The 23,987-nt window shown below is 66.3% G+C and carries 24 protein-coding genes; 1 reads left to right on the forward strand and 23 read right to left on the reverse strand.

Annotated elements, in window-relative coordinates:
• Window positions 1-57: 57 nt before the first annotated feature.
• The 5 genes from AC1DHL_RS13500 to AC1DHL_RS13520 form a co-directional block, all read right to left on the reverse strand.
• The gene (locus AC1DHL_RS13500; protein ID WP_478162287.1) at window positions 58-711 is read right to left on the reverse strand and encodes a dioxygenase family protein; all 654 of its coding nucleotides are present in this window, start codon (window positions 709-711) and stop codon (window positions 58-60) included.
• Between the two features lie 104 nt (window positions 712-815).
• A complete protein-coding gene (locus tag AC1DHL_RS13505) occupies window positions 816-977 on the reverse strand; it encodes a type II toxin-antitoxin system VapC family toxin (protein ID WP_478162288.1) in 162 nt (53 codons plus the stop codon).
• A complete protein-coding gene (locus AC1DHL_RS13510) occupies window positions 974-1,219 on the reverse strand; it encodes a type II toxin-antitoxin system Phd/YefM family antitoxin (protein WP_478162289.1) in 246 nt (81 codons plus the stop codon). The genes AC1DHL_RS13505 and AC1DHL_RS13510 overlap by 4 nt, the downstream gene beginning before the upstream one ends.
• Window positions 1,220-1,348: 129 nt before the next feature.
• The gene (locus tag AC1DHL_RS13515) at window positions 1,349-2,818 is read right to left on the reverse strand and encodes a DUF2252 domain-containing protein (protein ID WP_478162290.1); all 1,470 of its coding nucleotides are present in this window, start codon (window positions 2,816-2,818) and stop codon (window positions 1,349-1,351) included.
• 74 nt (window positions 2,819-2,892) lie between these two features.
• Complete coding sequence (locus AC1DHL_RS13520; protein WP_478100395.1) at window positions 2,893-3,858, reverse strand: AraC-like ligand-binding domain-containing protein; 966 nt, start codon at window positions 3,856-3,858, stop codon at window positions 2,893-2,895.
• 155 nt (window positions 3,859-4,013) lie between these two features.
• Between AC1DHL_RS13520 and AC1DHL_RS13525 the strand changes: the two genes are divergently transcribed.
• Entirely contained in the window at window positions 4,014-5,060 is a 1,047-nt protein-coding gene (locus tag AC1DHL_RS13525) for a carbon-nitrogen hydrolase family protein (RefSeq protein ID WP_478162291.1), read from the forward strand.
• A 12-nt stretch (window positions 5,061-5,072) separates the two neighbouring features.
• Here AC1DHL_RS13525 and AC1DHL_RS13530 read toward each other — a convergent pair whose 3' ends face one another.
• The 18 genes from AC1DHL_RS13530 to AC1DHL_RS13615 all read right to left on the reverse strand — a co-directional run bounded on the left by AC1DHL_RS13530 (window position 5,073) and on the right by AC1DHL_RS13615 (window position 23,982).
• A complete protein-coding gene (locus AC1DHL_RS13530; protein WP_478162292.1) occupies window positions 5,073-5,510 on the reverse strand; it encodes an acyl-CoA thioesterase in 438 nt (145 codons plus the stop codon).
• Window positions 5,507-6,046 (reverse strand): MarR family winged helix-turn-helix transcriptional regulator, encoded by a 540-nt coding sequence (locus AC1DHL_RS13535; RefSeq protein ID WP_478100404.1) that lies wholly within the window; start codon window positions 6,044-6,046, stop codon window positions 5,507-5,509. The genes AC1DHL_RS13530 and AC1DHL_RS13535 overlap by 4 nt, the downstream gene beginning before the upstream one ends.
• Window positions 6,046-6,819: an SDR family NAD(P)-dependent oxidoreductase gene (locus AC1DHL_RS13540; protein WP_478162293.1), complete on the reverse strand. Its 774-nt coding sequence runs from the start codon at window positions 6,817-6,819 to the stop codon at window positions 6,046-6,048. The genes AC1DHL_RS13535 and AC1DHL_RS13540 overlap by 1 nt, the downstream gene beginning before the upstream one ends.
• Before the next feature lie 57 nt (window positions 6,820-6,876).
• The gene (locus AC1DHL_RS13545; RefSeq protein ID WP_478162294.1) at window positions 6,877-7,626 is read right to left on the reverse strand and encodes an SDR family NAD(P)-dependent oxidoreductase; all 750 of its coding nucleotides are present in this window, start codon (window positions 7,624-7,626) and stop codon (window positions 6,877-6,879) included.
• Between the two features lie 4 nt (window positions 7,627-7,630).
• On the reverse strand, window positions 7,631-9,244 hold the full coding sequence (locus tag AC1DHL_RS13550; RefSeq protein ID WP_478162295.1) for an ATP-dependent acyl-CoA ligase: 1,614 nt from the start codon (window positions 9,242-9,244) through the stop codon (window positions 7,631-7,633).
• Window positions 9,231-9,962 carry an ABC transporter ATP-binding protein gene (locus tag AC1DHL_RS13555; RefSeq protein ID WP_478162296.1) on the reverse strand — a complete coding sequence of 244 codons (732 nt, stop codon included), beginning with the start codon at window positions 9,960-9,962 and terminating at the stop codon, window positions 9,231-9,233. The genes AC1DHL_RS13550 and AC1DHL_RS13555 overlap by 14 nt, the downstream gene beginning before the upstream one ends.
• Window positions 9,959-11,674 carry a branched-chain amino acid ABC transporter ATP-binding protein/permease gene (locus AC1DHL_RS13560; RefSeq protein ID WP_478162373.1) on the reverse strand — a complete coding sequence of 572 codons (1,716 nt, stop codon included), beginning with the start codon at window positions 11,672-11,674 and terminating at the stop codon, window positions 9,959-9,961. Before AC1DHL_RS13560 ends, AC1DHL_RS13555 begins: the two co-directional genes overlap by 4 nt.
• A 140-nt stretch (window positions 11,675-11,814) precedes the next feature.
• Window positions 11,815-12,870: a branched-chain amino acid ABC transporter permease gene (locus tag AC1DHL_RS13565; RefSeq protein WP_478100414.1), complete on the reverse strand. Its 1,056-nt coding sequence runs from the start codon at window positions 12,868-12,870 to the stop codon at window positions 11,815-11,817.
• Between the two features lie 64 nt (window positions 12,871-12,934).
• Window positions 12,935-14,092, reverse strand: coding sequence for an ABC transporter substrate-binding protein (locus AC1DHL_RS13570; RefSeq protein WP_478100416.1), 1,158 nt, complete (start codon window positions 14,090-14,092; stop codon window positions 12,935-12,937).
• Between the two features lie 40 nt (window positions 14,093-14,132).
• On the reverse strand, window positions 14,133-14,603 hold the full coding sequence (locus AC1DHL_RS13575; RefSeq protein WP_478100418.1) for an aromatic-ring-hydroxylating dioxygenase subunit beta: 471 nt from the start codon (window positions 14,601-14,603) through the stop codon (window positions 14,133-14,135).
• On the reverse strand, window positions 14,600-15,925 hold the full coding sequence (locus AC1DHL_RS13580; protein ID WP_478162297.1) for an aromatic ring-hydroxylating dioxygenase subunit alpha: 1,326 nt from the start codon (window positions 15,923-15,925) through the stop codon (window positions 14,600-14,602). The genes AC1DHL_RS13575 and AC1DHL_RS13580 overlap by 4 nt, the downstream gene beginning before the upstream one ends.
• A gap of 26 nt (window positions 15,926-15,951) precedes the next feature.
• Window positions 15,952-17,094, reverse strand: coding sequence for an ABC transporter substrate-binding protein (locus AC1DHL_RS13585; protein WP_478162298.1), 1,143 nt, complete (start codon window positions 17,092-17,094; stop codon window positions 15,952-15,954).
• A gap of 2 nt (window positions 17,095-17,096) precedes the next feature.
• Entirely contained in the window at window positions 17,097-18,254 is a 1,158-nt protein-coding gene (locus AC1DHL_RS13590; protein WP_478100423.1) for an ABC transporter substrate-binding protein, read from the reverse strand.
• A 129-nt stretch (window positions 18,255-18,383) separates the two neighbouring features.
• Window positions 18,384-19,115, reverse strand: coding sequence for an SDR family NAD(P)-dependent oxidoreductase (locus AC1DHL_RS13595; protein WP_478100425.1), 732 nt, complete (start codon window positions 19,113-19,115; stop codon window positions 18,384-18,386).
• The gene (locus AC1DHL_RS13600; RefSeq protein WP_478100427.1) at window positions 19,112-19,927 is read right to left on the reverse strand and encodes a cyclase family protein; all 816 of its coding nucleotides are present in this window, start codon (window positions 19,925-19,927) and stop codon (window positions 19,112-19,114) included. The genes AC1DHL_RS13595 and AC1DHL_RS13600 overlap by 4 nt, the downstream gene beginning before the upstream one ends.
• Window positions 19,928-19,943: 16 nt before the next feature.
• Entirely contained in the window at window positions 19,944-21,197 is a 1,254-nt protein-coding gene (locus AC1DHL_RS13605) for an SDR family NAD(P)-dependent oxidoreductase (RefSeq protein WP_478100429.1), read from the reverse strand.
• On the reverse strand, window positions 21,194-22,363 hold the full coding sequence (locus tag AC1DHL_RS13610) for a thiolase family protein (protein WP_478100431.1): 1,170 nt from the start codon (window positions 22,361-22,363) through the stop codon (window positions 21,194-21,196). Before AC1DHL_RS13610 ends, AC1DHL_RS13605 begins: the two co-directional genes overlap by 4 nt.
• Complete coding sequence (locus tag AC1DHL_RS13615) at window positions 22,360-23,982, reverse strand: AMP-binding protein (protein WP_478162299.1); 1,623 nt, start codon at window positions 23,980-23,982, stop codon at window positions 22,360-22,362. Before AC1DHL_RS13615 ends, AC1DHL_RS13610 begins: the two co-directional genes overlap by 4 nt.
• Window positions 23,983-23,987: the final 5 nt, after the last annotated feature.

Here is a 23,987-nt window from a genome sequence, read left to right on the forward strand (position 1 = left end):
AGGAGGAATTCTCGGCCCGCCGGAATTGACAAGCGGGGCTCGATTGTGTCGCCGAACTCAGGCCTTCACCGCGATCGGGAAATGCGCTTGAAATCCATCCGTGCCCCGCTCGAACGGCACGGTGACAGCGTCTCGCGCAGCCGGAGAGAGATTGCGCCACAGGAAGTCGCGCGCGTTGCCCTGCTCGCCCGCCACGTAAAGCTGCGTGGTCAGCAGTTCGCGCGTGCCGAGCCTTACCTTGAAGTGAATGTGCGGCGTGCGGCCGCTGTACGCCACGGGCCGGATCGTGTGGAAGCGGTAGCTGCCGTCCGCACCGACGGCGACGCGACCGAAACCCTGGAACGCGGCGTCGGCGCGGTCGCCGTCGCCCGGGTGGTGGTAGTGCCCGTTCTCATCGCATTGCCAGATCTCGACCTGCGCGCCACGCAGTGGCTTTCCGTCGAGGTCCGTCACGATGCCGTCCACCCAGGTGGGTTCACCGTCACGGTAGTTCAGCGTGCCGTTGCGCAGGAGATCGTAGTCAGTGTCCTTCGGCAAGCGGACCGGATAGAAAGGCCCTTCCGTCTGAGAAGGCGTCGCGGTGCGCGCCGCCGCCGGCTGCGCGCGTGGTCCCAGCCATAGCGCGGGCGACGCGACCAGTGCAGCAGCAACGGTGCGCCGAGAAAGTTCAATGCTGGAGCGAACGAATGCTGGTTCTCGTGTTGCCATCATGACCTTTCGGATTCCGCTCACGTCCAGCAAGTTTAGGCGCCTATCTCATACCTTGCGGACAGGCCCTGGATAAAGTGCGACGTTCGCGTCGGCAGTCAGGAGCGTCATCCTCGCTTGACAACAACCTCCCAGATGCTCGCGACACTCGCGACACTGAAGAAGAGCTTGTTGTCAGGCGATTCGATCGCCTTGCGTGTCGCCGCGGAAAGGCGCTTCGGAGTGCCCGCTGCCCAGAGCAGCTGGTGCGTATCCAGCAGCAGTCTCATGCGGTGACGCCGAACAGGTGCTCGATCTCGGTCGAGCCCATCGTGTCAAAGTCGTCCGGTACCTGGACCTGCTCGGCAAGAAACCCAAGACGCTTGAGCGGCGAAGGTTCGGGCGAATCGAACGGCACGACCTTGACCATCGGCTTGCCCGCCTTGGCGATCACGAAAGACTCTCCGCGTGCCGCGCGCTCGACGATGCGCGAGAGGTGTGTCTTGGCTTCATGGATGTTGATCGTTTGCATGATTTCTGTTTTTAGTCGATCTTCGCCTGCCGCACAGGCTGGCGTCGACGAAGCCCGGTGGCAAGCCTTGCTGGAGTGGGCGATCGTCTGAGACGCGCCTCGCCACTGGACCTGGAGGCCGTCGCTGAGCTATCCAACGGCTTGAGCCACGAGCCGCCCCAGCGCCGCCACTTCCACCACGCCTTCGCGTGCCGCGGCGGCGAAGATGTTGTAGTCGTGATGGGTCTGTTCCGCGTAGGCGCCGGCGAAGCGCACCATCGCGTCGTCGAACACGTCCGACTTGCCGAGATAGCCGCCGATCATCGCCGCGTCACCCGACTTGGCGTGCGCCAACGCCAGCGCCCAGCCGCAGATGCCGCAGTACTCGGCAAAGACCGCCGGACTGGTCGCGCCAGGTTCCAACTCGATGCTGCCCTTCATGTCGCGCAACTGGCGCACATAGAAGTCGATGCCGTCGAGCCGGCCCCAGCCGAGGAAGATGTCGGGCGAGCCCTGGATCAGGCGCTGCCCGATCACCACGCGGCGGCCCTGGTTCGAAGGCAGGCCGATGTCGGGGTTCGGAGGCAGGTAAGGCGAGAGCACGGAGGCCTGGGCCTCCTTCATCTGCAGGAACAGCGGATCGTCCTTGTCGCGGCCCTGCAGCAGCAGCACCCAGCAGCGCGTGCCGACGCTGCCGACACCCACCACTTTCTGCGCCGCATCCATGACCCGGTAGCGCGACAACAGCAAGCGCCGCTCGGGCGCCAGCGAATCGACATAGGCGGCCAGGAAGTGACCCAGGGCGTCCCGCACCGGTCTTCCCATCGAGGTATGGGTCGCGCGCACGATGAAGGGGTGCTGCTCGATGATGTGATGCCGGTCGTCGATCAGATCGGTCATCTTGTCGAGCACCTGCAGGTGGGTTCGCTTGCGCGCCTTGTCGAGCGCGGCCGCCGCGCCGGGTTGCAGCCAGGGTGGCAGTGCATCGAGCAGGCGGGCGCTGTCGATGGTGTCGTACCACACGTCGAGCAGTCCCATGCCTGCGTAGCGCCGTATGCGCTGCCGGTAGCTCTCCACGCCCGCACGTGCCGCCGCCTCGCACGCAGCCGTATCGCCGCCCAGATACTGGGTGGCCACGAACGCGCTGGCGGCCAGTCGCTTGACATCCCATTCCCAGGGACCGGGCTGTGTCTCGTCGAAATCGTTGATGGCGAAGACCAGTTGTCGCTCGGCCGATGCGAAGACGCCGAAGTTCGCAACGTGCATGTCGCCACAGGTCTGCACTTGAAGCCCGGTGGTCACGCTTGGCGCCAGATCCGCCGCCATCACCGCCGCGGAACCGCGCAGGAAGGCGAAAGGCGACTGCATCATGCGCATGTGGCGCACCGGCACCAGTTCGGGGATGCGCGTCAGGGCCTGGGCGCCAAGGATCGCGACGGGATCGACATTCGGGCGACGCTGGAACTCACCGTGACTCGCCCGGGGAATGCGCTCGCGCAACGACTTGCCGGCGGCCATGCGCTGCTCGACGCTCGGCCTCTTCTTGGTGAACGCATCCGACAGCTCCTGCGCCCTTGCCTCATGGTCGCTGTCGGGCTCGCTCCGGTGGTTCCGCGCCATGCCTCGCTCCGTCTTCTTGTTTCGTGTGCATCATTCTGAATCCAATTCGAGAGCCGATGTGGGTTCAGTGGGGCTCAGTGCGGGATCTGCTGGCGCCACTCGCGCGGCGAGCAGCCGAAGCGCTCGCGGAAGGCGCGGCTGAAGTGCGCTGCGTCGCTGAAGCCCCGGCCATAGGCAATATCACCCACCGTGCGGCCCGCAAGACGCGGATCGAGCAAGTCGCGGCTGCAGGCTTCGAGCCGGCGTTCCCAGATGTACTGCGATGGCGTCAACGGCTCGCTCTTGAACACGCGGTGGATCTGGCTGACCGACATGCCGAGTTCCTCCGCCAGCGCGCCCACCGACAGGGCAGGATCGTCCAGCCGCGCGTCGATGCGCCGCTTGATGCGCGCGAGATGGAATGCCGTCAGGTTGCTCAGGGCCGGCGAGCGCGCCGCCGGCAGCGTCTGCAGGCCCGCGACGAGGATGTTGAGCACCCCGTTCGCCACGGCGAGCGCCGATGCGGGCTGCAGCGTGTCGATGTCTTCGCGCAGCGTCCGGATCATGCCGAGCAGCAGATGGCCGGCACCCTCGCGGCCCGACACGGTCGTGGCGGTCAGCGCTTCCGTCTCGCGCAGTTCGCTGCGGAGCCGCTCGCCCGGCAGCTTGAGCACGATCTGCTCGAAGGCGTCGTCGAACAGCAGCTGATAGGGCCGCGTGCTGTCGTACAGCGCGAAATCCCCCACCGACAGCACGGCGTCCCGCCCGTCCTGCCGAACCACACCGCGGCCGCGCGCCTGGATGCTGACCAGGAAGTAGTCGTCGGAAGACCGCGCAATGTGGCCGGGCGTGCGCATGACTTTCTGCGGCCCGGAGGTCACCACCGACACGTCGAGACTCGGCAGGGTGTGCTGCCGGATGCTGCCTTCGAAATCGCCCCGGCCGCCCGGGCCCGGGACCGGATCGCAGCCGAGCTGGACGTAGACATTGCAGATCATGTCCGTCCAGTACGCGAGACGCTGGTCGTGGGGAACGAGGTCGGTGCTGAGCAGCCGGGCCATCAGAGGCTCCTTCCGAAATTCGGCGTTGCAACGCTGAATCAAGAACGCCGCGCGTTCCGGACAAGGCGCATTCTGGCGGCGAACTTACGCTTCAAGCAACGCGCATGCCACCGCGCTAACCCGAAGAGATTCCTTCCAACCACCCGGAGCCCATGATGTCCAGCAAAGCCCATCCCCGTCTTCGCGTCGCCGCCGTGCAGGCGGCCCCCGTGTTCCTCGACCTCGACGGCACGATCGACAAGACCATCGACCTGATCGCGCAGGCGGCAGGCCAGGGCGTGAATCTGATCGCATTCCCGGAAACATGGGTGCCGGGCTATCCGTGGTGGATCTGGCTCGATTCGCCAGCCTGGGGCATGCAGTTCGTGCAGCGCTATCACGACAACTCTCTCGTCGTCGGTTCGGCCGAATTTGATCGCGTCAGGGATGCCGCGCGCAAGCACAAGATGTGGGTTTCGCTCGGCTACAGCGAGAAAGCAGCCGGCAGTCTGTATATCGCGCAGGCGCTGATCGACGACCAGGGCAATACGCTGCAGACGCGCCGCAAGCTCAAGCCCACGCACGTCGAGCGCACCGTTTTCGGCGAGGGCGACGGATCGGACCTCAGCGTGATCGAGACGCCGGTCGGCAACATCGGCTCGCTCTCCTGCTGGGAGCATCTCCAGCCGCTCAGCAAGTACGCTATGTATTCGCAGAACGAGCAGATCCATTGCGGCGCGTGGCCCAGTTTCTCGCTCTATCGGGGCGCCGCCTATGCGCTGGGCGCGGAAGTCAACAACGCCGCAAGCCAGGTGTATGCGGCGGAGGGTCAGTGCTTCGTGATCGCGCCCTGCGCCACGGTGTCCAAGGCGATGCACGAGATGCTCTGCACCGATCCTGGAAAGCAACAGATGCTGCTTGCGGGTGGCGGCTTTGCGCGCATCTACGGGCCGGACGGCTCGCCACTGGGAACCAACCTGCCGGAAGACCAGGAAGGCCTGGTGGTGGCCGATATCGACCTCGGAATGATCTCGCTGGCCAAGGCGGCTGGGGACCCCACGGGCCACTATTCGCGGCCGGATGTCACGCGACTGTTGTTCAACAAGACGCGGCGTGAGCCGGTGGTGGTGCAGCGGCCGGGAGAACTCGAGGCGGGAGGCTTCGAGGCGGTTGCGCCGCAGGGCGAAGCGGCCGCCGGGCCGCGACAGACGCTTGCGGCCTGAACCGCGGGAGCGTCAGGCTTCGGCCTGTGTCCCACGTGAGATCGCCTCGCGCAGCGCCGCCGGAATCTCGATCGCGCGATGGCTTTCGAGCGAGGTGGTCACCAGCACCTGCCGCATGCGCATGCGCGTCTCGCCGTCGTGATCGAAGCAGTGCAGTCCCAGCGTGATCGAGCGTGTGCCCAGGCGCTCCACCGTGAGTCCGAGGTTCACGTGGTCGCCCATCCGGCTCACGGCGCGGAAGTCAGCTTCCAATCGCACCGTGGGCAGGCCGACGCGCTGGTCGACGATGAGCTGGCGATAGCCGATGCCGAGTCCCTCGTTCACCCAGTCTTCCACCAGGCCGTTGAACATCACGAAGTACTGCGGATAGAAGACGATGCCCGCGGGATCGCAGTCGGAGAAGCGGATGAGCCGCTCGCGGCGGAATTCCGCTGCAACGTTTTCGCTCACGAGTTCTCCTCGGAAGAGGGTTCGCTGCGCATTACGTGCACGCGCAGTTGCCCGAGTTGGCTGTGCAGTTGCCGCACCGTCTTCATGTCGAGCCCCGAGAACATCTCGAGGATCCATTGCTCGTGTTCCTTGGCCATGGCCTCGAAGCTTCGCCGGCCCTTGGCCGTGAGGCTGACGATCCATGCGCGGCGGTCGTCGGGGCTCGGCGTGCGCGACACCACGCCTTCGCGCTCCAGCTCGTCAGTGAGTCCGGTCACGTTGCCACCGGTCACCATCAGATAGCGCGACAGCACGCGCATCTTGAGCCCGTCGCGATAGCGATAGAGCTGCGCCATGTAGTCGAAGCGCGCCAGCGTGATGCCGAAGCGTTCCCGCAGGCGCTTTCGGATCTCGGATTCGATCTGCGTGGTGCTCGCGAGCATGCGCAGCCAGAGCTTGAGCACCGCATGGTCCTCGTGGCCGGCGCGCGCCTCGTGGCCCAGTTCCTCGGCGTCGCTCAGCGCAGCGTGCGAAGGGTCGTTGGTGCTGTCGTCCATCACGTCACTTCTCCTCCAGACACGGAGATGGACTGCCCGGTCATCGAGGCAGCACCCTCTCCGCAAAGCCAGCGCACCGCGTCGGCCACTTCGGCGGGCTGCACGATGCGGCGCTGCGGGTTGACGCCGGCGAATTCCGCAAGCGCATCGGCTTCGCTGCGGCCGGTCTTGCCGACCACGTTGGCAACGCTGGCGCGCAGGATGTCGGTGTCGGTGTAGCCGGGACAGACGGCGTTGACGGTGATGCCCTTGCGCGCCACTTCGAGCGCGAGTGAGCGTGTGAGTCCGATCACGCCGTGCTTGGCGGCCGTGTACGCGGCCACGTAGGCGTAGCCTTTCTGCCCCGCCGTGCTTGCGATGTTCACGATGCGGCCCCAGCCCGCGTCGAGCATGTCCGGCAATGCGACTTGTGCACAAAGAAAGCTGCCGGTGAGATTGACCGCCAGCATCCGCTGCCACAGTTCCAACGATGTCTTCAGGAACGGGGCGCTCTCCGCCTGGCCCGCGTTGTTGACGAGGATCGCCACCGGCCCGGATGCGGCACGGAGTGCCTCGAAGGCGGCACGCACCGATTCCGCATCGCTCACGTCAACGGCAGCGACGCCGTGACCGGTGCCGGGCAGTTCGTCCTGCACGCGCTGCAACGCGGCGCGATCACGGCCGAGCAGGGTGACGCGGGCGCCTTCGGCGGCCAGGGTTCTCGCGATCTCTGCACCGATTCCGCGTGCGGCACCGGTGACGACGGCATGGCGACCGTTCAGGGCATTGTTCATGGCGGACTCAATTGGTTGACAACTAAATAATTTTATCCGTACGTATCTCGGCCGCCGTCAGCGCATCAACCGCCCGCCGTTGAGATCGAGCGTCGCGCCGGTGGTGAAAGCGCCGGCGTCCGATGCAAGGTAGACGACGGCCGCGGCCACTTCCTCCGCCTTGCCGAATCGGCCCAGAGGGATCGAGGCCTGCACCGCGCGCTGCCGCGCCTCGTCCATCGCGTCGAGCAAAGGGCTGCGGATCGCGGCGGGAGCGACCGCATTCACAGTCACGCCTTGCGGCGCGAGTTCCTGCGCGAATGAGCGAGTCAGCGCGAGCAAGGCGGCCTTCGACGCCGCATAGTGGGCTCCAGTCGCCGCGCTCGCTTGTTGGCCGGCAATCGATGACAGGTTGATGATCCGACCCCAACCTCGGTCACGCATGTGCCGCCCGGCAATGCGGCAGCCGAGGAAGCTGCCGCGCAGGTTCACGGCCATCACGCGGTCCCATTCGTCGGCGTCGATGTCCCACAACGAAGTCGATGGTGTCAACGCGGCGTTGTTCACCAGGATGTCGACCGCGCCGAAGTGCCCCACGGCGGTGTCGAAACAGCGGACGAAGGCCATTTCTTCACGAACGTCCAGCGGCATCCCGATGCATTCGTGCCCGGCGTTCTGCAGATCGGTTGCGCCTGTGTTCGCCGCTGCGCCGTCGATGTCGGTCAAGACGACCTTCGCCCCCGCGTCGGCCAATCCCCGCGCAATCGCCGCGCCGAGCCCCCGCCCCGCACCGGTCACGAAAGCCGTTCGGCCGGACAGCGAGAACATGATGCTACTTGCGCCCGGTGGGGCGCCGGTCCCAGGTGTCGGCGGTCACACCGCGTTCGCGCAGCTTGTATTTCTGCACCTTGCCGTTCTCGGTGCGCGGCAGGTCGTCCAGCAGGTCGACATACCGCGGCACGGCGAAGTAAGGCAGGCGCGCTTCGCAAAAAACCATGAGTTCCTGCGGATCGATGCGGTGATCGGGACGAGTCACCAGCGCAGCCATCACTTCGTCTTCCGCGAGTTCGGACCGCACGGGATAGACCGCGCACGAGGCCACGCCGGGATGGCTCAGCAACACCTGTTCGACCTCGAAGGAAGAGATGTTCTCGCCGCGCCGCCGGATCGCGTCCTTGATGCGATCGACGAAACGGAAGGCCCCGTCCGTGTCGCGGACCACGCGGTCGCCGGTATGGAACCAGAGATTGCGCCACGCCTCGACGGTCTTGGCCGGCATGTTGAAGTAGCCGCTCGCAAATGCGTAGGGCTCGTCGGCGCGCAGCAGAAGTTCGCCAGCCTCGCCGGGTGGTAGCTCGACATCGTCATCGTCTGCCACGCGCGCCTGGAAGCCAGGACGCAGCCAGCCCATCACACCGCCGCGCGGTGAATCCGGCGCGGTGGAAATCGCGAAGTTGGTCTCGGTCGAGCCGTAGCCTTCGAGCAGCTGCACGCCGGTGCGCTCCAAGAAGGCCTTGGCAGCCGCCGCCGGCACGCCGGGGCCGAGCCCGGTGCGCACGCGGTGGTCGCGCTCGCCGCTGCCCTCGGGTTGCGCGAGCAGGATCGGCACCATGGCACCCAGCAAGTAGACGACGGTCGCTCCGCTGGCCCGCATGGCCGGCCAGAAGCCCGATGCTGAAAAGCGCGATTCGAACACCACCTCGCAGCCGGTGACGGCGGCCTGCGCAAAGGTGTTGAGCGCGTTGATGTGGAAGAGCGGCAGCGTGGTGCACAGCACGTCGTCGCCGCCGACGCCGAGCACCTCGGCGCTGTTCACGCCCCACCAGAAGTACTGCGCGTGCGGGCAGACCACGCCCTTGGCGGGGCCGGTGGTGCCGGAGGTGTAGAGGATCGCGAGCGGATCGCCCGGCTGCACATCGGCCGGGGCGATGGACTCAACGCCTGCAGGATACGACCTGACGCGCACCGCTGCAGCCGGCTGCCAAGCGTCGGCGCCATCACCCTGTACCCCCTGTGCCTCACCGATCACCCAGACCTCGCGCAGCTTCGTGCCGGCCAGATCCGCGGTGCGAAGTCGCTCGACGAATTCCGCCTCGATGACCAGCAGGTTCGCCTCGCTGTTGGCGAGGAAGTATTCGATCTGCGGACCCATCGAGGCGGTGTTGATCGGCACCGCCACGGCACCGATCCAAGCCGCGCCGAGGAAGACTTCGAGGAATTCGATGCGGTTGCCGCACATCAGCGCGACCCGGTCGCCGCGCGTGACCCCAGCCTGCGCCAACGCCGATGCCCGCGACGCAGCCGCGGCGGCGGCATCGCCATGCGTCCACGCGCGCCCCGCGATTCGAAGCAGCGGCCCGCCTGCGAAGAGCGCAACCTGTCGCTGAAGCATCGCCGGCAGCGTACGCTGCGCGGGCGGCAGGGCGCGGGCCTCAGTCGTCGTCATGTGTGCCTCCGCCGAGATAGGTCGCCTGCACGCGCGGATCACTGGCGAGGTCGCCCGAAGCGCCGGACAGCGCGATCTCGCCGGTTTCGAGCACGTAGCCGTGGTCGGAGCTTTCGAGCGCAGCGCGGGCGTTCTGCTCCACCAGCAGGATCGACACGCCGTCGTCGCGCAGCTTGCGCACGATGGTGAGAATGTCGCGCACGATCAGCGGCGCGAGCCCCAGGCTGGGTTCGTCGAGCATCAGCAGGCGCGGTGCCGACATCAATGCACGGCCGACCGCGAGCATCTGGCGTTCACCGCCCGACAGCGTATCGGCGCGTTGTGCCCGGCGTTCGGCCAGGCGCGGAAAGCGGTCGTAGACGGATTGCAGGCGGCGCTTGAGCGCATCGCTGCGCAGACGCTTCGAGAACGCGCCGAGCTGAAGGTTGTCGAGCACGCTCAGCTCGCCGAAGAGCTCGCGCTTCTCGGGCACGAGGCAAAGGCCGCGCTCGACGCGTGCCTCCACATCCAGGCCATGCAAGTCCTCGCCTTCGAAACGCAGAGTGCCCTTGCTTGGAAGCAAGCCCATGGCCGCGGCGAGCAGCGTGGTCTTGCCTGCGCCGTTGGGGCCGATCACTGAAATGATTTCACGAGGCTCGAGTTTCAGGGACACACCGCGTACGGCGTCTACCTGCCCATACGAAACATGCAGATCACCGATCTCCAGCATTGCCGTCATACGACGCTCCCGAGATAGGCAGCCTGCACGCGCTCGTCCGCACGCACCGCGGAGGGCACGCCCTCCACCAGCTTGGAGCCGAAGTTCATCACCACGAGCCGATCCACCAGTTTCATCACGAAGTCCATGTCGTGTTCGACGATGAGGATGGTCACGCCCTCCTCCCGCAGTTTGCGCAGCAGGTCGCCGAGCGCCATCTTTTCCTTGCGGCGCAGACCGGCGGCCGGCTCGTCCAGCACCAGCAGCACCGGGTCCGCCGCGAGTGCGCGCGCGATTTCCAGGATGCGCTGTGTGCCGAGCGGCAGGCTGCCCGCCAATTCGTGTGCGCGGTCACCAAGGCCGATGCGGTCGAGTTGCCGCTGTGCTTCCTGAAGAATCTGGCGCTCCTCGGCGCGGTCGAGCCGCAACCCCGCCTTGAGCAGGCCCGAGGTGGTCCGCGAATGCGCGCCGAGCGCCACGTTGTCCAGCAGGCTCATGTGCGGCCGCAGCTTCACGTGCTGGAAGGTGCGAGCCAAGCCGAGCCGCGCAACCTTGCGTTGCGGCATGCCCGCGATGTCCTGCCCGAGGAAGCGCACCTGTCCTGCCGTCATCGGCAGCGTGCAGGTCAGCAGGTTGAACATGGTCGACTTGCCGGCGCCGTTCGGCCCGATCAGGCCGATGATCTCGCCGGCGTTCACATCGAAGCTCACGTCGTTCACCGCGACCAGCCCGCCGAAGCGCTTGACCGCGCCCGCCACGGACAGGATCGGCGAGCCGCGTTGCGGCAGCGTGCGATGCGGCAGCGGCGCCACGGGTGCCATCGCCTCGCGCGAGGGCGCGGCGAAGCGGCCGTGCGTCCAGCGGCGCACGAAGCCCATCAAACCACCGCGCGCGAAATGCAGCAGCAGGATGAAGAGCGTCGCGAAGGCCACCGCCTCCAACTGGCCCGCGCGTTGCGTGAGCATCGGCAGCACATCCTGCAGCGCGTTCTTCAGCACCAGCACCAGCGCCGAGCCGACCAATGCGCCGGCGAGCTGCCCCAGCCCGCCGGCCACGGCCATCAGCAGGTATTCGATGCTTGCCCGCACGTCGAAGGGCGATGGGCTCACGAAGCGGTTCATGTGCGCGTAGAGCCAGCCTGCGAGGCCGGCGAACAGCGCGGCTGTGACGAAGAGCGAGAGGCGCACGCGATACGCATCCTCGCCCACGCTCGCCAGCAGCGTCGCCCCGCCGCGCAGGCTGCGAATCGCGCGACCCGGCCGCGATTGGAGCAAGTTGACGCTGAACAGAAAGGCCAGCCCGACGAGCGCCCAGATCAGGTAGTAGATCGCGCGCGGATCGGCCAGCGACCAGCCGGCGATGGTCAAGGCCGGGATGTTCGACAGGCCCGTATGACGCCCCAGCGCATCAACATTGCCGAACAGCATCGCGATCGACAGTCCCCAGGCGATGGTGCTCAGCGGCAGGAAGTGCCCGCCCAAGCGAAGCGTGAGCATGCCGATCGCCAGCGCCGAAACGCCGGTCAGGAACAACGCGAACAGCAGCCCGATCCACGGCGACATGCCTTGCGCGGTCGTGAGCCATGCCGTCGCATAGGCCGCGATGCCGACGAAGGCCGCCTGGCCGAACGACGTCGCGCCGCCGATGCCGGTGAGCAGCACGAGCCCCAGCGCAACGAGCGCGCCGATGCCGATGTCGTTCAACAACGAGACAGTAAAGTTGCCGGCCAGCATCGGCGCGACAGCCAACGCTGCGACGACCAGGCCGATCCACACACGGCGCTGGCTCAGCAGGCTGCCCTGCGCAACCGTCACCTTGCTTGTCTTTTCGCCGAGCGCAAGCGACGCCTCGCCCGGTGTTCCGATCGATTGGCTCATTGGTCCACCTCGTCGTCTTCCTCTTCGGAGTGAACGGTGAGGTACGACCTCAGCATCAGCACCGGGATCAGCAGGCTGAACACGATCACGTCCTTGAACGCGCCGCTCCAGAACGATGCGAAGCTTTCCACCACGCCCACCGCGAGCGCGCCGATGGCCGTCATCGGGTAGCTCACGAGGCCGCCGATGATCGCCGCCACGAAGGCCTTCAGGCCGATGATGAAGCCGGAGTCGTAGTACATGGTTGTCACCGGCGCGATGAGCACACCGATCAGTCCCGCCAGCAACGAGGCACTGCCGTAGGCCAGCAGCGCGGTGCGCGCCGGACGGATGCCGACCAGCCGCGCGCCGACACGGTTGACGGCCGTGGCGCGCAGCGCCTTGCCCGCGACCGTTCGTTCGAAGACGAGGAAGAACAGGCCGCTCAACACGATCGCCGAAGCCACCATCAACACCACCTGCCCGCTCACCGTGAAGCTTTCCCCGATGGAGATGACGCCGCTGGCGAGCGGGTTGGTGCGCGAGCCTTCAGGGCCGAAGAACAGCAGGCCGAGGCCCGACAGCAGGAAGTGCAGCGCAAGGGAGACGATCAGCAGCACCAGCACAGACGCGTCGGCGATCGGCTGGAAGACCACTCGCGCCAGCAGCGGCGCGATCGGCACCACGAGCAGCACCGTCACGGCAATCTGCACCGCGGCCGGCGCGCCGGCCCGCGACGCGGCCCAGGCCAAGGCGCACGGCACGAGCGGCAGCACGCCCCAGGCCAGGATGGCCTTGGGAATCTTCGCGGCCTCGCCCCTTCGGATCAGGCTTCCGACTTCGGTGAGCACCGCGAGCGCGGCCAGCACGATCACCAGCCCGATGGTCGGCGGCAGACGGCCGGTCTCGAAGGCCGCCAGCGTCAGCGCTGCAAAGGCCGCGATGTCGCCGAAGGGCACGAACACCACCCGGGTGACGGAAAAAATCAGCACCAGTCCCAGCCCGGCGAGCAGATAGACCGCGCCATTGGCGAGTCCGTCAGTGCCCAGGATGAGCGCCACGTCCCATGTCATTGCAGAAGTCCTCAGAAGTGTTGGAATGCCCTGCGCAGGGTGCCCCTGTTCGAGGGGTGGGCCATCATTGCGCCAGCTTCCACTGGCCGTTGTCCAGCTTCACGATCACGCGGGCGCGCTCGTCCACGCCGTAGAGATTTCCCGGCTTGAAGTTGTAGACGCCGTGCGTGCCAACGACCTCCTTGGTGCTCGCGATGGCGTCGCGCAGCGACAGCCTGAACTCGGGCGTACCCGGCTCGCCCTTGGCCCGCGCAGCGGCGTCGGTGAAGACCAGCCAGCCGTCGAAGGAATAAGCCGAGAAGGCGTCGCTGGTCGGCGCGTTGTTGACCTTCTGGAAGATCTTGCGGAAGTCCAGCGCGATCTTCTTGGTCGGGTATTCGTCCGGCAATTGCTCGGCGACGATCACCGGGCCGGTCGGCATCAGCGCGCCCTGCCCCGCGGCGCCGACGACGCGCACGAAGTCGGGGTTGATGAGGCCGTGTTGCCCATACACCGGGCCCTTGAAGCCACGTTCGTTCAATGCCAGGAAAGGCAGCGCGCCCGGCGTGCCGGCACCGCCGGTCATCACCGCGTCGGGCTTCATCGCCAGCAGCTTGAGGATCTGCCCGGTCACCGAGGCATCGGCCCGTGCATAGCGCTCGTTGCCCAGCACCTTGATGCCGGCAGCGGGCGCCGACTTCATCAGCGCTTCGTAGACGAGGTCGCCCCAGGCGTCGGAGAAGCCGATGTAGCCCACCGTCTTGACGCCGTCCTTCTTCATGCGCTGGACCACGGCGTCGATCATCAACTGCGTCGGCTGCGCGACGGTGAACACCCAGGCGTTTTCTGCCGGGTCGAGCTGGATCGGCGTGAGGCCGATCATCGGCACCTTGGCGTCGCGGCCGACCTGCGCCATCGCGATCGCGGCGGGCACGCCCGAAGTGCCCATCAGGATGTCGACCTTGTCTTCTTCCACCAGCTTGCGCGCGTTGCGCCCGGCCGTGGTCGGATCAGAGCCGTCATCGAGCACGATCAACTGGATCTTGCGGCCGTTGACCTCCGGCTTGTAGGCAAGCGCGGCCTGCATGCCCTTGGCGTACGGGACGCCCAGAGACGAATTGGGACCGGAAAGCGAAACGCTCAGGCCGACCTTGAGATCGGCGGCGAACGCGGTCATCGCGAGACCGGCGCCCAGCGCGGCAACAAGCGCGGTGCGCGTCAAGGTCTGCATCAAGCTCTTCATGTCGTGACTCCTGGTGGGGTGAAATGGATGAGCAACTCGCTCAGATGAACAACTGGATGGCCGGCAGGGCGCGCCAGGCATTGAGAAGATCGATGCGCTTGAGCCGGATGGACCAGCCGGCCGCGTCGCGAACGAGAAGATGGCGGCAGGTGCCAGCGAGCGTCACCTGGTCCTCGCCGCGCGCCTCGACATAGATGAAAGGCGTGCGCAGCGCGACTTCGCCGCTCGCGGCGTCCTCGCGCTCGACGACCGAGCGTTGCAGCACATGCTGGCAATGGCTGGCCGGATGCTGCGAATGCGCACGCGGGTTCTTGAGACGGTCGATGCGCAACTGCAGCAGCAGGCGGTCTTCGTAGGCGATGGAGTTGTGCGATTGCGGATCGACCTGCGCCGCACCCAGCAACGGCACCCAGTAGCGACCGTCTTCGGCGAACAGCGCCAGCCAGTCGTCGAAGCGGCGTGCGTCGAGCAGCGCCGCTTCCTCGGCGATGAAGTCGCGGGGATCGGTCATGGTTGGGTCTCCATGCCTGCCGTCATGAACTTCGCCCAGGCGCGGAACTGGTTGCGCATCAGCAGTTCGTTGGTGCCGTTGGTGGTGATCGACGACTGCGCGAGCTCGGCAGGATCGAAATCTCGATGCAGGCTCACCCACTCGTTGCCTTCCGCGCGGAGGCCCTGCTGGATGCTCTCGAAGAGATGCACGTCGTCGTGCGCCACGACCGACATCGGCGAGAAGACGAGCCGGTTGTAGCTCATGGCCCGCTCGAAGAGCAGGTCGGGCGCACCGACAGCGCGGAAGCTCCAGGCTTCGATCAGCGTGCGGTTCGCGGCCAGCGGGCGAATCACCCGGATGGCCTGCGGCGAGCCCTTGACGGACAGGCTGGGAAAGAAGACCGAGTTCTGCGGTGAGCGCTGCAGGATTTCCACCGCACGCTCGGCACCGTGAGCGGCGCGCATCGCCGCTTCGTAATCCGGCAACTGCGCGTAGTTCGAGTGGATGCTGAAGTTGACGCCGAGCACGCTGTGCCCGTTGGCGAACACGCGGCCACCCATCTTGTCGAAGAAGTCGTAGCCCGAACCGAAGGGCAGGATCTGCTCCATCGCCATCGGCTTGGGTTCGTCGGGCGCGCGGCCCTGCCAGAGCGCATCGGCGGCCTGCGTGGCGGATTCGTGCGTCGACATCGGATGCACCGTGTCGTTGATGTTCTCCAGGTACATCTTCCAGTTGCAGTGGATGACGTTGCGCATCACACCCCCGCCGACGGTCAGCCGACCCTCGGGCGAGCGATCGACCATGTTGTCGATGGCGCTCAGCACCTCGCCGAAGTACTCGCCGAACTCCGGGCCGTCGTCTGACAGCCGGGCAAAGACGAAGTCGCGGTAGACGGTGACATGCTTGAGCGCCGTCAGCCCCTGGCCCGATTCGCATTCCCTCAGGCGCGTGCCTTCATAGCCACTCTTGAGCGGAATGCCGAGGGGCGCCCCGTCGAGCTTGTAGGTCCAGGCGTGATACGGGCAACGGAAGAACTTGCCCGTGTTGCCGCACTCGTCGGACACCAGCCGGCTGCCCTTGTGCGCGCAGCGGTTGTAGAACACGCGGACCGTGCCGTCGGGCTGGCGGACCATCATCACCGGCCGGCCGGCGAGGTCGAGCGACCAGAAATCGCCGGCATTGGGCACCTGGCTCGCGTGACCCACGTAAAGCCAGGTGTTGGCGAAGAATTGCTCCTGCTCCAGCGCGAAGAGTTCCTCGCTCAGGTAGACGTCACGATGCACGCGGTCGTCCTGCACAAGCGCTTTGATTGCGTCGGGGCGATTGCGGTAGGTGTTCATCGCGGGTCTCCTGGATTTGCGTCAGGTCAGGGAACCAGCTTCCACTGGCCCTTTTCGCTTCGCACGATGACGACTGCGCGCTGGTCCGAACCGTAGCGGTTGTCGGGCTTGAAGTTGTAGATGCCGTGGGTGCCGGTCAGCTCCTTCGTGCTCACGATGGCGTCACGCAGCGCCGTGCGGTACTGCGGCGTGCCAGGCTCGCCCTTGGTGCGGGAGGCCGCATCCGCGAGCAGCAGGTACGCGTCGTAGGTGTAGGACGAGAAAGCATCGTTCGGTGCCGAGCCGTTGGCCTTCTTGTAGGCATCGCGGAAGTCCATCGACACCTTCTTGATCGGATTGCTGTCGGGCAACTGGTCGGCGACCAGCACCGGCCCGCTCGGCACTTGCAGCCCTTCGATGGAGGCGCCGCCCACGCGCACGAAGTCTGCATTGATCAAGCCGTGCGTGCCGTAGATCTGGCCCTTGTAGCCGCGATCCGCCAGCGCGAGGTAAGGCAGCGCGCCCGGCGTGCCGGAGTTGCCGGCGAACACCGCATCGGGCCGCGCCGAAATGATCTTCAGCACCTGGCCGGCGACCGACGAATCGCTGCGCGCATAGCGCTCGTTCGCCACGACCTTGATGCCGGCCGCGTCCGCGCTCTTCACGAGCGAGTCGTAGGCCAGGTCACCTAGCGCGTCCGAGAAGCCGATGTAGGCCACTGTCTTCACGCCGGACTTCTTCATGCGTTCGACGACCGCCGACACCATCAGCGGGAAAGGCTGCGAGACCGTGACGGTCCAAGCGCCTTCCGGCCCGGGAATGGTGACGGGCGTGGGCGAGATCAGCGGCGTATTGAGTTCGCGCGCGACAGCGGCGATGGCCATCGCACCGGGAACGCCCGAAGTACCGATGAGCACGTCGACCTTGTCCTCCACCACCAGCTTGCGTGCATTGCGACCTGCGGTCGTCGGATCGGAGGCATCGTCGAGCACGATGAGCTCGACCTTGTGGCCGGCCAGCATCGGGTGCTCGGCGATGGCAGCGCGGATGCCCTTTTCATAGGGAATGCCGAGCGCCGAGACCGGGCCCGAGAGCGAGCTGATGAAGCCGACCTTGAGGTCCGCGGCTGCTGCGTGTGCTGCAGCGAGAGCGATGGCGGTCAGGCCGAGGAGTCGAGTGAGATTGCGCATGTTCAGTTCACCAGCTTCCATTGGCCTTTATCGAGCTTGACGATCACGCGGGAACGCTCGTCGGAGCCGTAACGATCGGTGGGTTTGAAGTTGTAGACGCTGTGCGTGCCGACCAGCTCCTTGGTGCTGACGATCGAATCGCGCAATGCCACGCGGTAGGCCGGCGTTCCGGGCTCGCCCTTGGTGCGCGAGGCGGCATCGAGGAACAGCAGCCACGCGTCGAAGGAGTACGCGGAGAAAGCATCGGTCGGCATGGCGCCGTTGGCCTTCTGATAGGCGTTGCGGAAGTCCATCGACACCTTCTTGATCGGATTGCTGTCAGGCAACTGCTCAGCGACGATGACCGGCCCGGTCGGCGCCAGAAGGCCCTCGACCGAAGCGCCGCCGACGCGCACGAAATCGGGGTTGATCAAGGCGTGCGTGCCATAGATCTGGCCCTTGTAGCCGCGCTCGGCGAGCGCCAGATAGGGCAGCGCGCCGGGCGTGCCCGACGTGCCGGTGATCACCGCATCGGGACGCAGCGCGACGATCTTCAGCACCTGGCCCGTCACCGATGCATCGGCGCGCGCATAGCGCTCATTCGACACGACCTTGATGCCGGCCGGCTCGGCGCTCTTCTGCAGCGCGTCGTAGACGAGGTCACCCCAGGCGTCGGAGAAGCCGATGTAGCCGACCGTCTTCACGCCCGACTTCTTCATGCGTTCGACCACCGCGCTCACCATCAGCGGCGCGGGCTGCGGCAGCGTGACCATCCATGCACCTTCTTCGCCGGGCAAGTTGGCGTTGGCGATGGAGATCAGCGGCGTCTTGGTTTCGCGCGCRACGGCGGCGATCGCGAGTGCGCCCGGCGAACCGGCCGTGCCGATGATGACGTCGACCTTGTCCTCGTCGATCAGCTTGCGCGCGTTGCGTGCGGCAGTGGAAGGGTCCGACGCATCGTCGAGCTGCACCAGCTGGATCTTGTGGCCGTTGAGTTCAGACTTGTACGCGACCGCGGCCTTGATGCCCTTGTCGTACGGAATGCCGAGCGAGGAAACCGGCCCCGACAGCGAAGTGATGAACCCGACCTTGAGGTCGGCGGCCCACGTGTTCGCTGCGGTGAGCACACCGGCGGCGGCGGCAACGCCGGCCATGGTGCGGATGCGGGTCAGGACTTTCATGCAAGGCTCCTAGAAATGAACAACCACATGATTTGTGAAATATTTAGAGTTAAACAATACTATCGAGCCAGTGGCGCGACGACAAGGGAGAGAAAACGATAGGTGGGTGAATTTGCGGACGGTGCACTGCTACAGGGCCAGACTGCCCACGCTGGTGCCGCCGCACACGTAAAGAACCTGCCCCGTGACAAAGCTGTTCGCCGGGTCGGCAAAGAAACGCACGGCCCGTGCCACATCGGCCGATTCGCCGAGTCGCCGCACCGGCACGGATGCCGCGAGCGCGCGTTCCTTTTCGCTGCCGGCTTCGACGACGTCGTAGAACATGTCGGTGCGGATCGGCCCCGGCGCGACCACGTTCACCGTGATGCCCTCGGGCGCGAGTTCGAGCGCCCAGGTGCGCGCCATGCCGAGCATGCCGGCCTTGGTGGCCGAGTAGTTCGTGCGCGTGGCCAGGCCGAGCGCTGCGCGCGACGACAGCAGCACCACACGGCCGAAGCGCTGCGCGCGCATCGCGGGCAATGCGGCCTGCACGAGCTGGATCGCGCAGCCCAGGTGCAAGTCGACCAGGGCATCGAGATCATCGAGCTTGACGTCGGCGAGCAGCGCGGGGCGGATCACGCCGGCGTTGTGGACGACGGTCGTCACCTCGAAGCGACGAACCAATTCAGCCACGGCCTGAGTGGTGGCGGCGCGGTCCGCGAGATCAACCTCGATGCTGTGCAGCTTCGGATGGTCGATGTCAGCACGCCGCCTTGCCAGCGACACCACTTCGTAGCCCTGTGCGAGCAAGTCTTCGCAGATCACCTTGCCGATGCCGGCGCTGCCGCCAGTGACTGCGGCCACCTTCGCTGATGCACTCATGCCGAAGCTCCCACCAGCGCAAGCACGCGCAGCGGGCTTCCACTGCCCTTCTCGATCTTGAGCGGCGGGCAGATCAGCACCGCGCCGGCCGGCGGCAGCAGGTCGAGGTTGCTCAGGCACTGCAAGCCATAGCGTCCCGCGCCATGCATGTAGTAGTGGCACGGATACGGCGGCCGCAGGTGATAGCCCTGGCCCGCGTCGGTGCCGATGGCCTCGGAGCCGAAGCCGAGCACATCGCGCTGCTCGACCAGGAAGCGCACGGCCTCCGTGCTCGGGCCCGGCGTGTGCTGGCCGGTCTCGTCGAAGTTCTGATAGGCCTCGGGGTCCTGGCGCTTCGACCAGTCGGTGCGCATCAGCACCCAGGCGCCCTTTGGGATGCGGCCATGACTCGCCTCGTATTGCTCGATGTCTTCGATGGTGAGCAGGTAGTCGGGATCGTCCTTCACCTGCGGCGAGCAGTCGATGACACAGGCCGGCGCGACGAAGTGCTGAACGGGGATCGTGTCGACCGAGTTGTTCGGCAGATCGCGGCCCGAGATCCAGTGGATCGGCGCATCGAAGTGCGTGCCCGTGTGCTCGCCGCAGGAGAAGTTGTTCCAGTACCAGCCGGGTCCGCGCTCGTCGTACTTCGACACTTCCTCGATGCGGAAGGGCCAACACTGGCCCATCTCGGGCGGCAAAGCGATCTGCGGAAACTCGGGCGTCAGGGTCTGCGTGAGGTCGACGACGCGGATGCGGCCGGTCGACATGGCGCTCACCAGGCCGCCGAGGATTTCGGCGGTGGACATCAGTTCGGTTGTTGCTGTGGTCATTGATCTTCTCCTGGGCTCAGCTTCCGCCCGCCGCCAGTTCGCGCTCCAGCACCTTCGGGTTGTCGCGCCAGCGCTCCAGCCACTCCTGGGCCACATCGCCGGGGTACACGTCCTCGACGCCATCGCGCAGCGCCTTCACGATGGCGTTGGCCAGCGCGCCCGGCGCCAGCTTCGGCGGCGGCGTGTGCTGGTTCCATTCGTCGTCGATCGGACCGGGGAACAGGTTGATCACGCGGATGCCGGCCGGCCGCATTTCGGCGCGCAGGCATTGGGCCAGCGAATGCGCAGCGGCCTTCGACGCGCTGAACGTGCCGTGGGGCGGGAAGTTGCTCAGCGCGTAGATCGACAGCAGGTTGACCCACGCCGTCGCGCCGGTCACCCCGTCAGCCGAACGACCCTTGAGCGCCGGCCCGAACTCCTGTGCGAGACGCAGCAGGCCAAAGTAGTTGATGTCCATCTCGGCCTTGGCCACGTCCGTGCCGCGCCGCGCGCCGATGCCGAAGCTGCGATGCACCTCGGCGTTGTTGATCACGATGTCGACCTTGCCGCCGATCTCGCCGGCCAGTTCGCTCACCGAGCGCCCATTGGTGAGATCGAGCGGCACCAGCGTGACTTGCGGCAAGGCGGTGATGTCCTCCAGGCCGCCCATCTTCTTCCAGGGCTCGGCATGGCCGACCCAGACGATGTCGGCCCCGGCCTTGACCAGTGCGCGCACGATGGCTTGCCCCACTTCGGTCTTGCCATCGGTCACGAGCACCTTGCGGAATTTCGGGTCGCTCGTCATTTCTCTCAGCATCTTGTCGTCAGCCATGTGGGGGCTCCCTTCGTTCGGAAATCCAATGAGTACGGCCTGCCCGGCGCGGTCGAGCCGGGCGCCGACACGCACGCGCGCCGGGGCATCGCCGACCTCGCCATGCAGGTGGACCATGAGCGTCGGACCGGCATCGAGGTGCACCAGGCCCAGTCGCCAGGGCAGTCGCTCGCGGAAGAACAAGTCGTTGCTGTGATGCAGCGTGGTGCTGCTGAGCAACTCGCCTTCACCGCTCTGCTCGCGCCAGTGGAGTCGCGGCGACAGGCACTTGTGGCAGGCTTCGCGCGGCGGGTATTGCACCGTGCCGCAGTCTTCGCAGGTCTGCAGTTCGAAGCGACCCTCGGCGGCAGCGGCGGTGATGCCCAGCGCGACACGGCCGCGCGCCCATGGCGGCAGGTTCATCTGCCGGGTGCGCAGCACCGGGTTCTTGCGCTTGGGGCGCATCAGGGGCATGGTCATGACGGCCTTCCGAAAATCACTGCGCCCGTACACAGGCAGCGGTCGTAGGTCACCATGCCGAAGCCGGCGACCAAACCCAATGTCGCATCAGGCACGGTGCGCGCCTCGGCGGTGCCGGTCAATTGACGGATGGCTTCCGTCATCCCGAGGAAACCGCCCGCCGCACCCGCCTGCCCGGCCGACAGTTGGCCGCCGCTGGTGTTGTTGGGGAAGGTGCCGTCGTTCGTCATGCTGTGCGATCGCACGAAGGCCGAGCCTTCGCCCTTCTCGCAGAAGCCGAGGTCCTCGAACTGCATCATCACGATGACGGGGTAGTCGTCGTAGGTCTGCACGAAATCGATGTCGGCAGGCTTCGCGCCGGCCTGGGCATAGAGATCGTCGCGGTCCATGCGCCAGCCGCCCTGGACCATCACCGGGTCTTCGGAATACGCGTTGTGCCGCTCGATCGCGCCGCGAATCACCACGTGGGCCAGTCCGAGGTCGCGCGCCCGCTCTTCGCTCATCACGAGGAAGGCTTCCGCGCCGGCGCAAGGCATCACGCAATCGAAGAGATGGATCGGGTCGGAGATCGGACGCGCCGAGATGTACTCTTCGAGCGTCAGCGGCTTCTTGAACATGGCATGCGGGTTCTTGAGCGCGTTGCTGCGCTGGTCGACGCAGATGCGGCCGAAGTCCTCGCGCGTCGCACCGAACGTGCGCATGTAGTTCGACGTGATCATGGCGAAGATCGAGTTCGGTCCGCCAGAGCCGTAGGGATAGGTCGCGTCGCGCGCGAAGTTGCTGAAGCTGCCCAACGTCTGCCGGAACGAATCGACATGGTTGGTGTCCGCCGCGACGCATGCCACCACGTCGGCGTCGCCCGACTGGACTGCGCGCGCTGCACGGCGAAGGCACATCACGCCCGATGCGCCACCGGTCGGCACATGGTCGAGCCAGCGCGGCGAGAGACCCAGATGCTGCGTCACGCCGACCGCGGTATCGGGCGCCAGCGAGAAGCTGCTCACGCACAAGCCGTCGATCTGATCCTTCTTGACGCCGCTGGCCTTCACCAGCGATTCGATGGCCTGGCCGAGGAACCAGTGCGCCGTGTGCGTCGAATAGCGCATGTAGGGCACCGTCACGGGCACCGCTACGGCCACGCCTTCGTAGGAAAGCCTGCGCTTCATGACTGCCTCTTCTTCATTGAGCGGGTGTCGATGCAGTGCGGTTGGCCCGGCAATGCTTGGGCCAGTTCGCGCAATTGGCCGCGCTGAATCTTCTGCGAGGCCGTGAGCGGCAGTGCATCGACAAAGGCGACGTAGCCCGGAGCCTTGTAGTAGGCCAATTGCGCCAGCGCGTGTTCGACAATGCTGGCCGCGATCTCCGCCGGCGAAGATCCATCGATGTCATCGCACATCACGATGCATGCCAACACTTCGTCGCCGCGCACGGTGTCCGGCGTGGCTGCGACGGCGGAGGTCTTCACGGCCGGGTGCTGGTTGAGCACACTTTCGACTTCGACAGCGGAGATGTTCTCGCCGCTGCGGCGGATGACATTCTTCTTGCGATCGACGAAGTAGTAGTTGCCTTCGCCATCGCGTCGCACCATGTCGCCGGTGTGGAACCAGCCATCGGCCCAGGCATTACGTGTGGCTTCTTCGTCTTTCAGGTAGCCGGAGAAGAAATAGCGCTTCGGATCGGCGCCGGAAGACCGCACGAGCAGTTCGCCCGGTGTGCCATCGGCGACATCACGGCCCTCGTCGTCGACGAGGCGAATCTCGGCGAATTCCTCGCAGCGGCCGAAGCAACTCGTGCCGACATGGCGCGGTTCGTGGTTCGCCATCACGCACGCGGCAGCGCCGGTCTCGGTCATCGCCCAGGCCTCGACCAACGGGAAGCCGAAGCGCGATTCGAACGGCGCGTGGTTCTTGCGGTCCACGCCGGCACCGAAGCCCCAGCGGATGGCGTGCTCGCGGTCCGATGTCGCCGCGGGCGCCGACAGCAGCATCGCCGGCATCACGCCGAGGTAATGCGCGATCGTGGCCCGGCTCTCACGTGCACTCTGGAGCCAGCTCTTCGGGTGGAAGCGATCGAGTTGCACCAGACAACCGCCGGCGACCAGCACCACCATGGTCGAGAACGCCATCGCGTTCACATGATTGAGCGGCAGCGGCGTGATGATGCGTTCGGCATCGGGCCGGACCGGGCAGAGATCGCCCAGCTCCGCGTACCACTGGCCTGCGCGCAGGAAATACTCGTTCGACAGCATGCAGCCCTTGGGCCGCCCGGTGGTGCCCGAGGTGTAGAGCAATGCGCATTCTGTCGCGAGGCCGATTGGCTCGCCAGCATGTGGTGGCGCGGTCTTCGATGTTGGAACGGCATCATCCGGCCCCATGGTTTCGAAGGGCCGGCCGGCGGTCTCGGCGGCGGCGCGCAGGTCGGCCGCGCGGTGCGGCAAGGTCACGGCCAGTGCGATCTCACTGTGGCCGATCAGGTAGCTCAGCTCGGCCGACCGCATTTCCGCGTTGATCGGCACCACGCTCACGCCCAGTGCATTGAGAGCGAACCAATGGAAGAGAAAGGCCGGCCGGTTTTCCAGCAACAGGCCGACGCGATGGCCATGGCCGTAGCCTGCCTTCTCGTAGGCGGCCCGGAGTCGATCGACCTCGGCCGCGGCGGCGCTCCAGAGGATCGGGCCGGGTGCAATGCCATAGGCCTCCGCAGTGACCGATTCGGTGAACAGGAATTCGCCCTGCGGCGTGCGCCGCGCGCTCGCGCTGAAGGCCCCGTGAACAGTTACGTGCATGGCGG

The organism is Variovorax sp. 10L426, assembly GCF_056395305.1.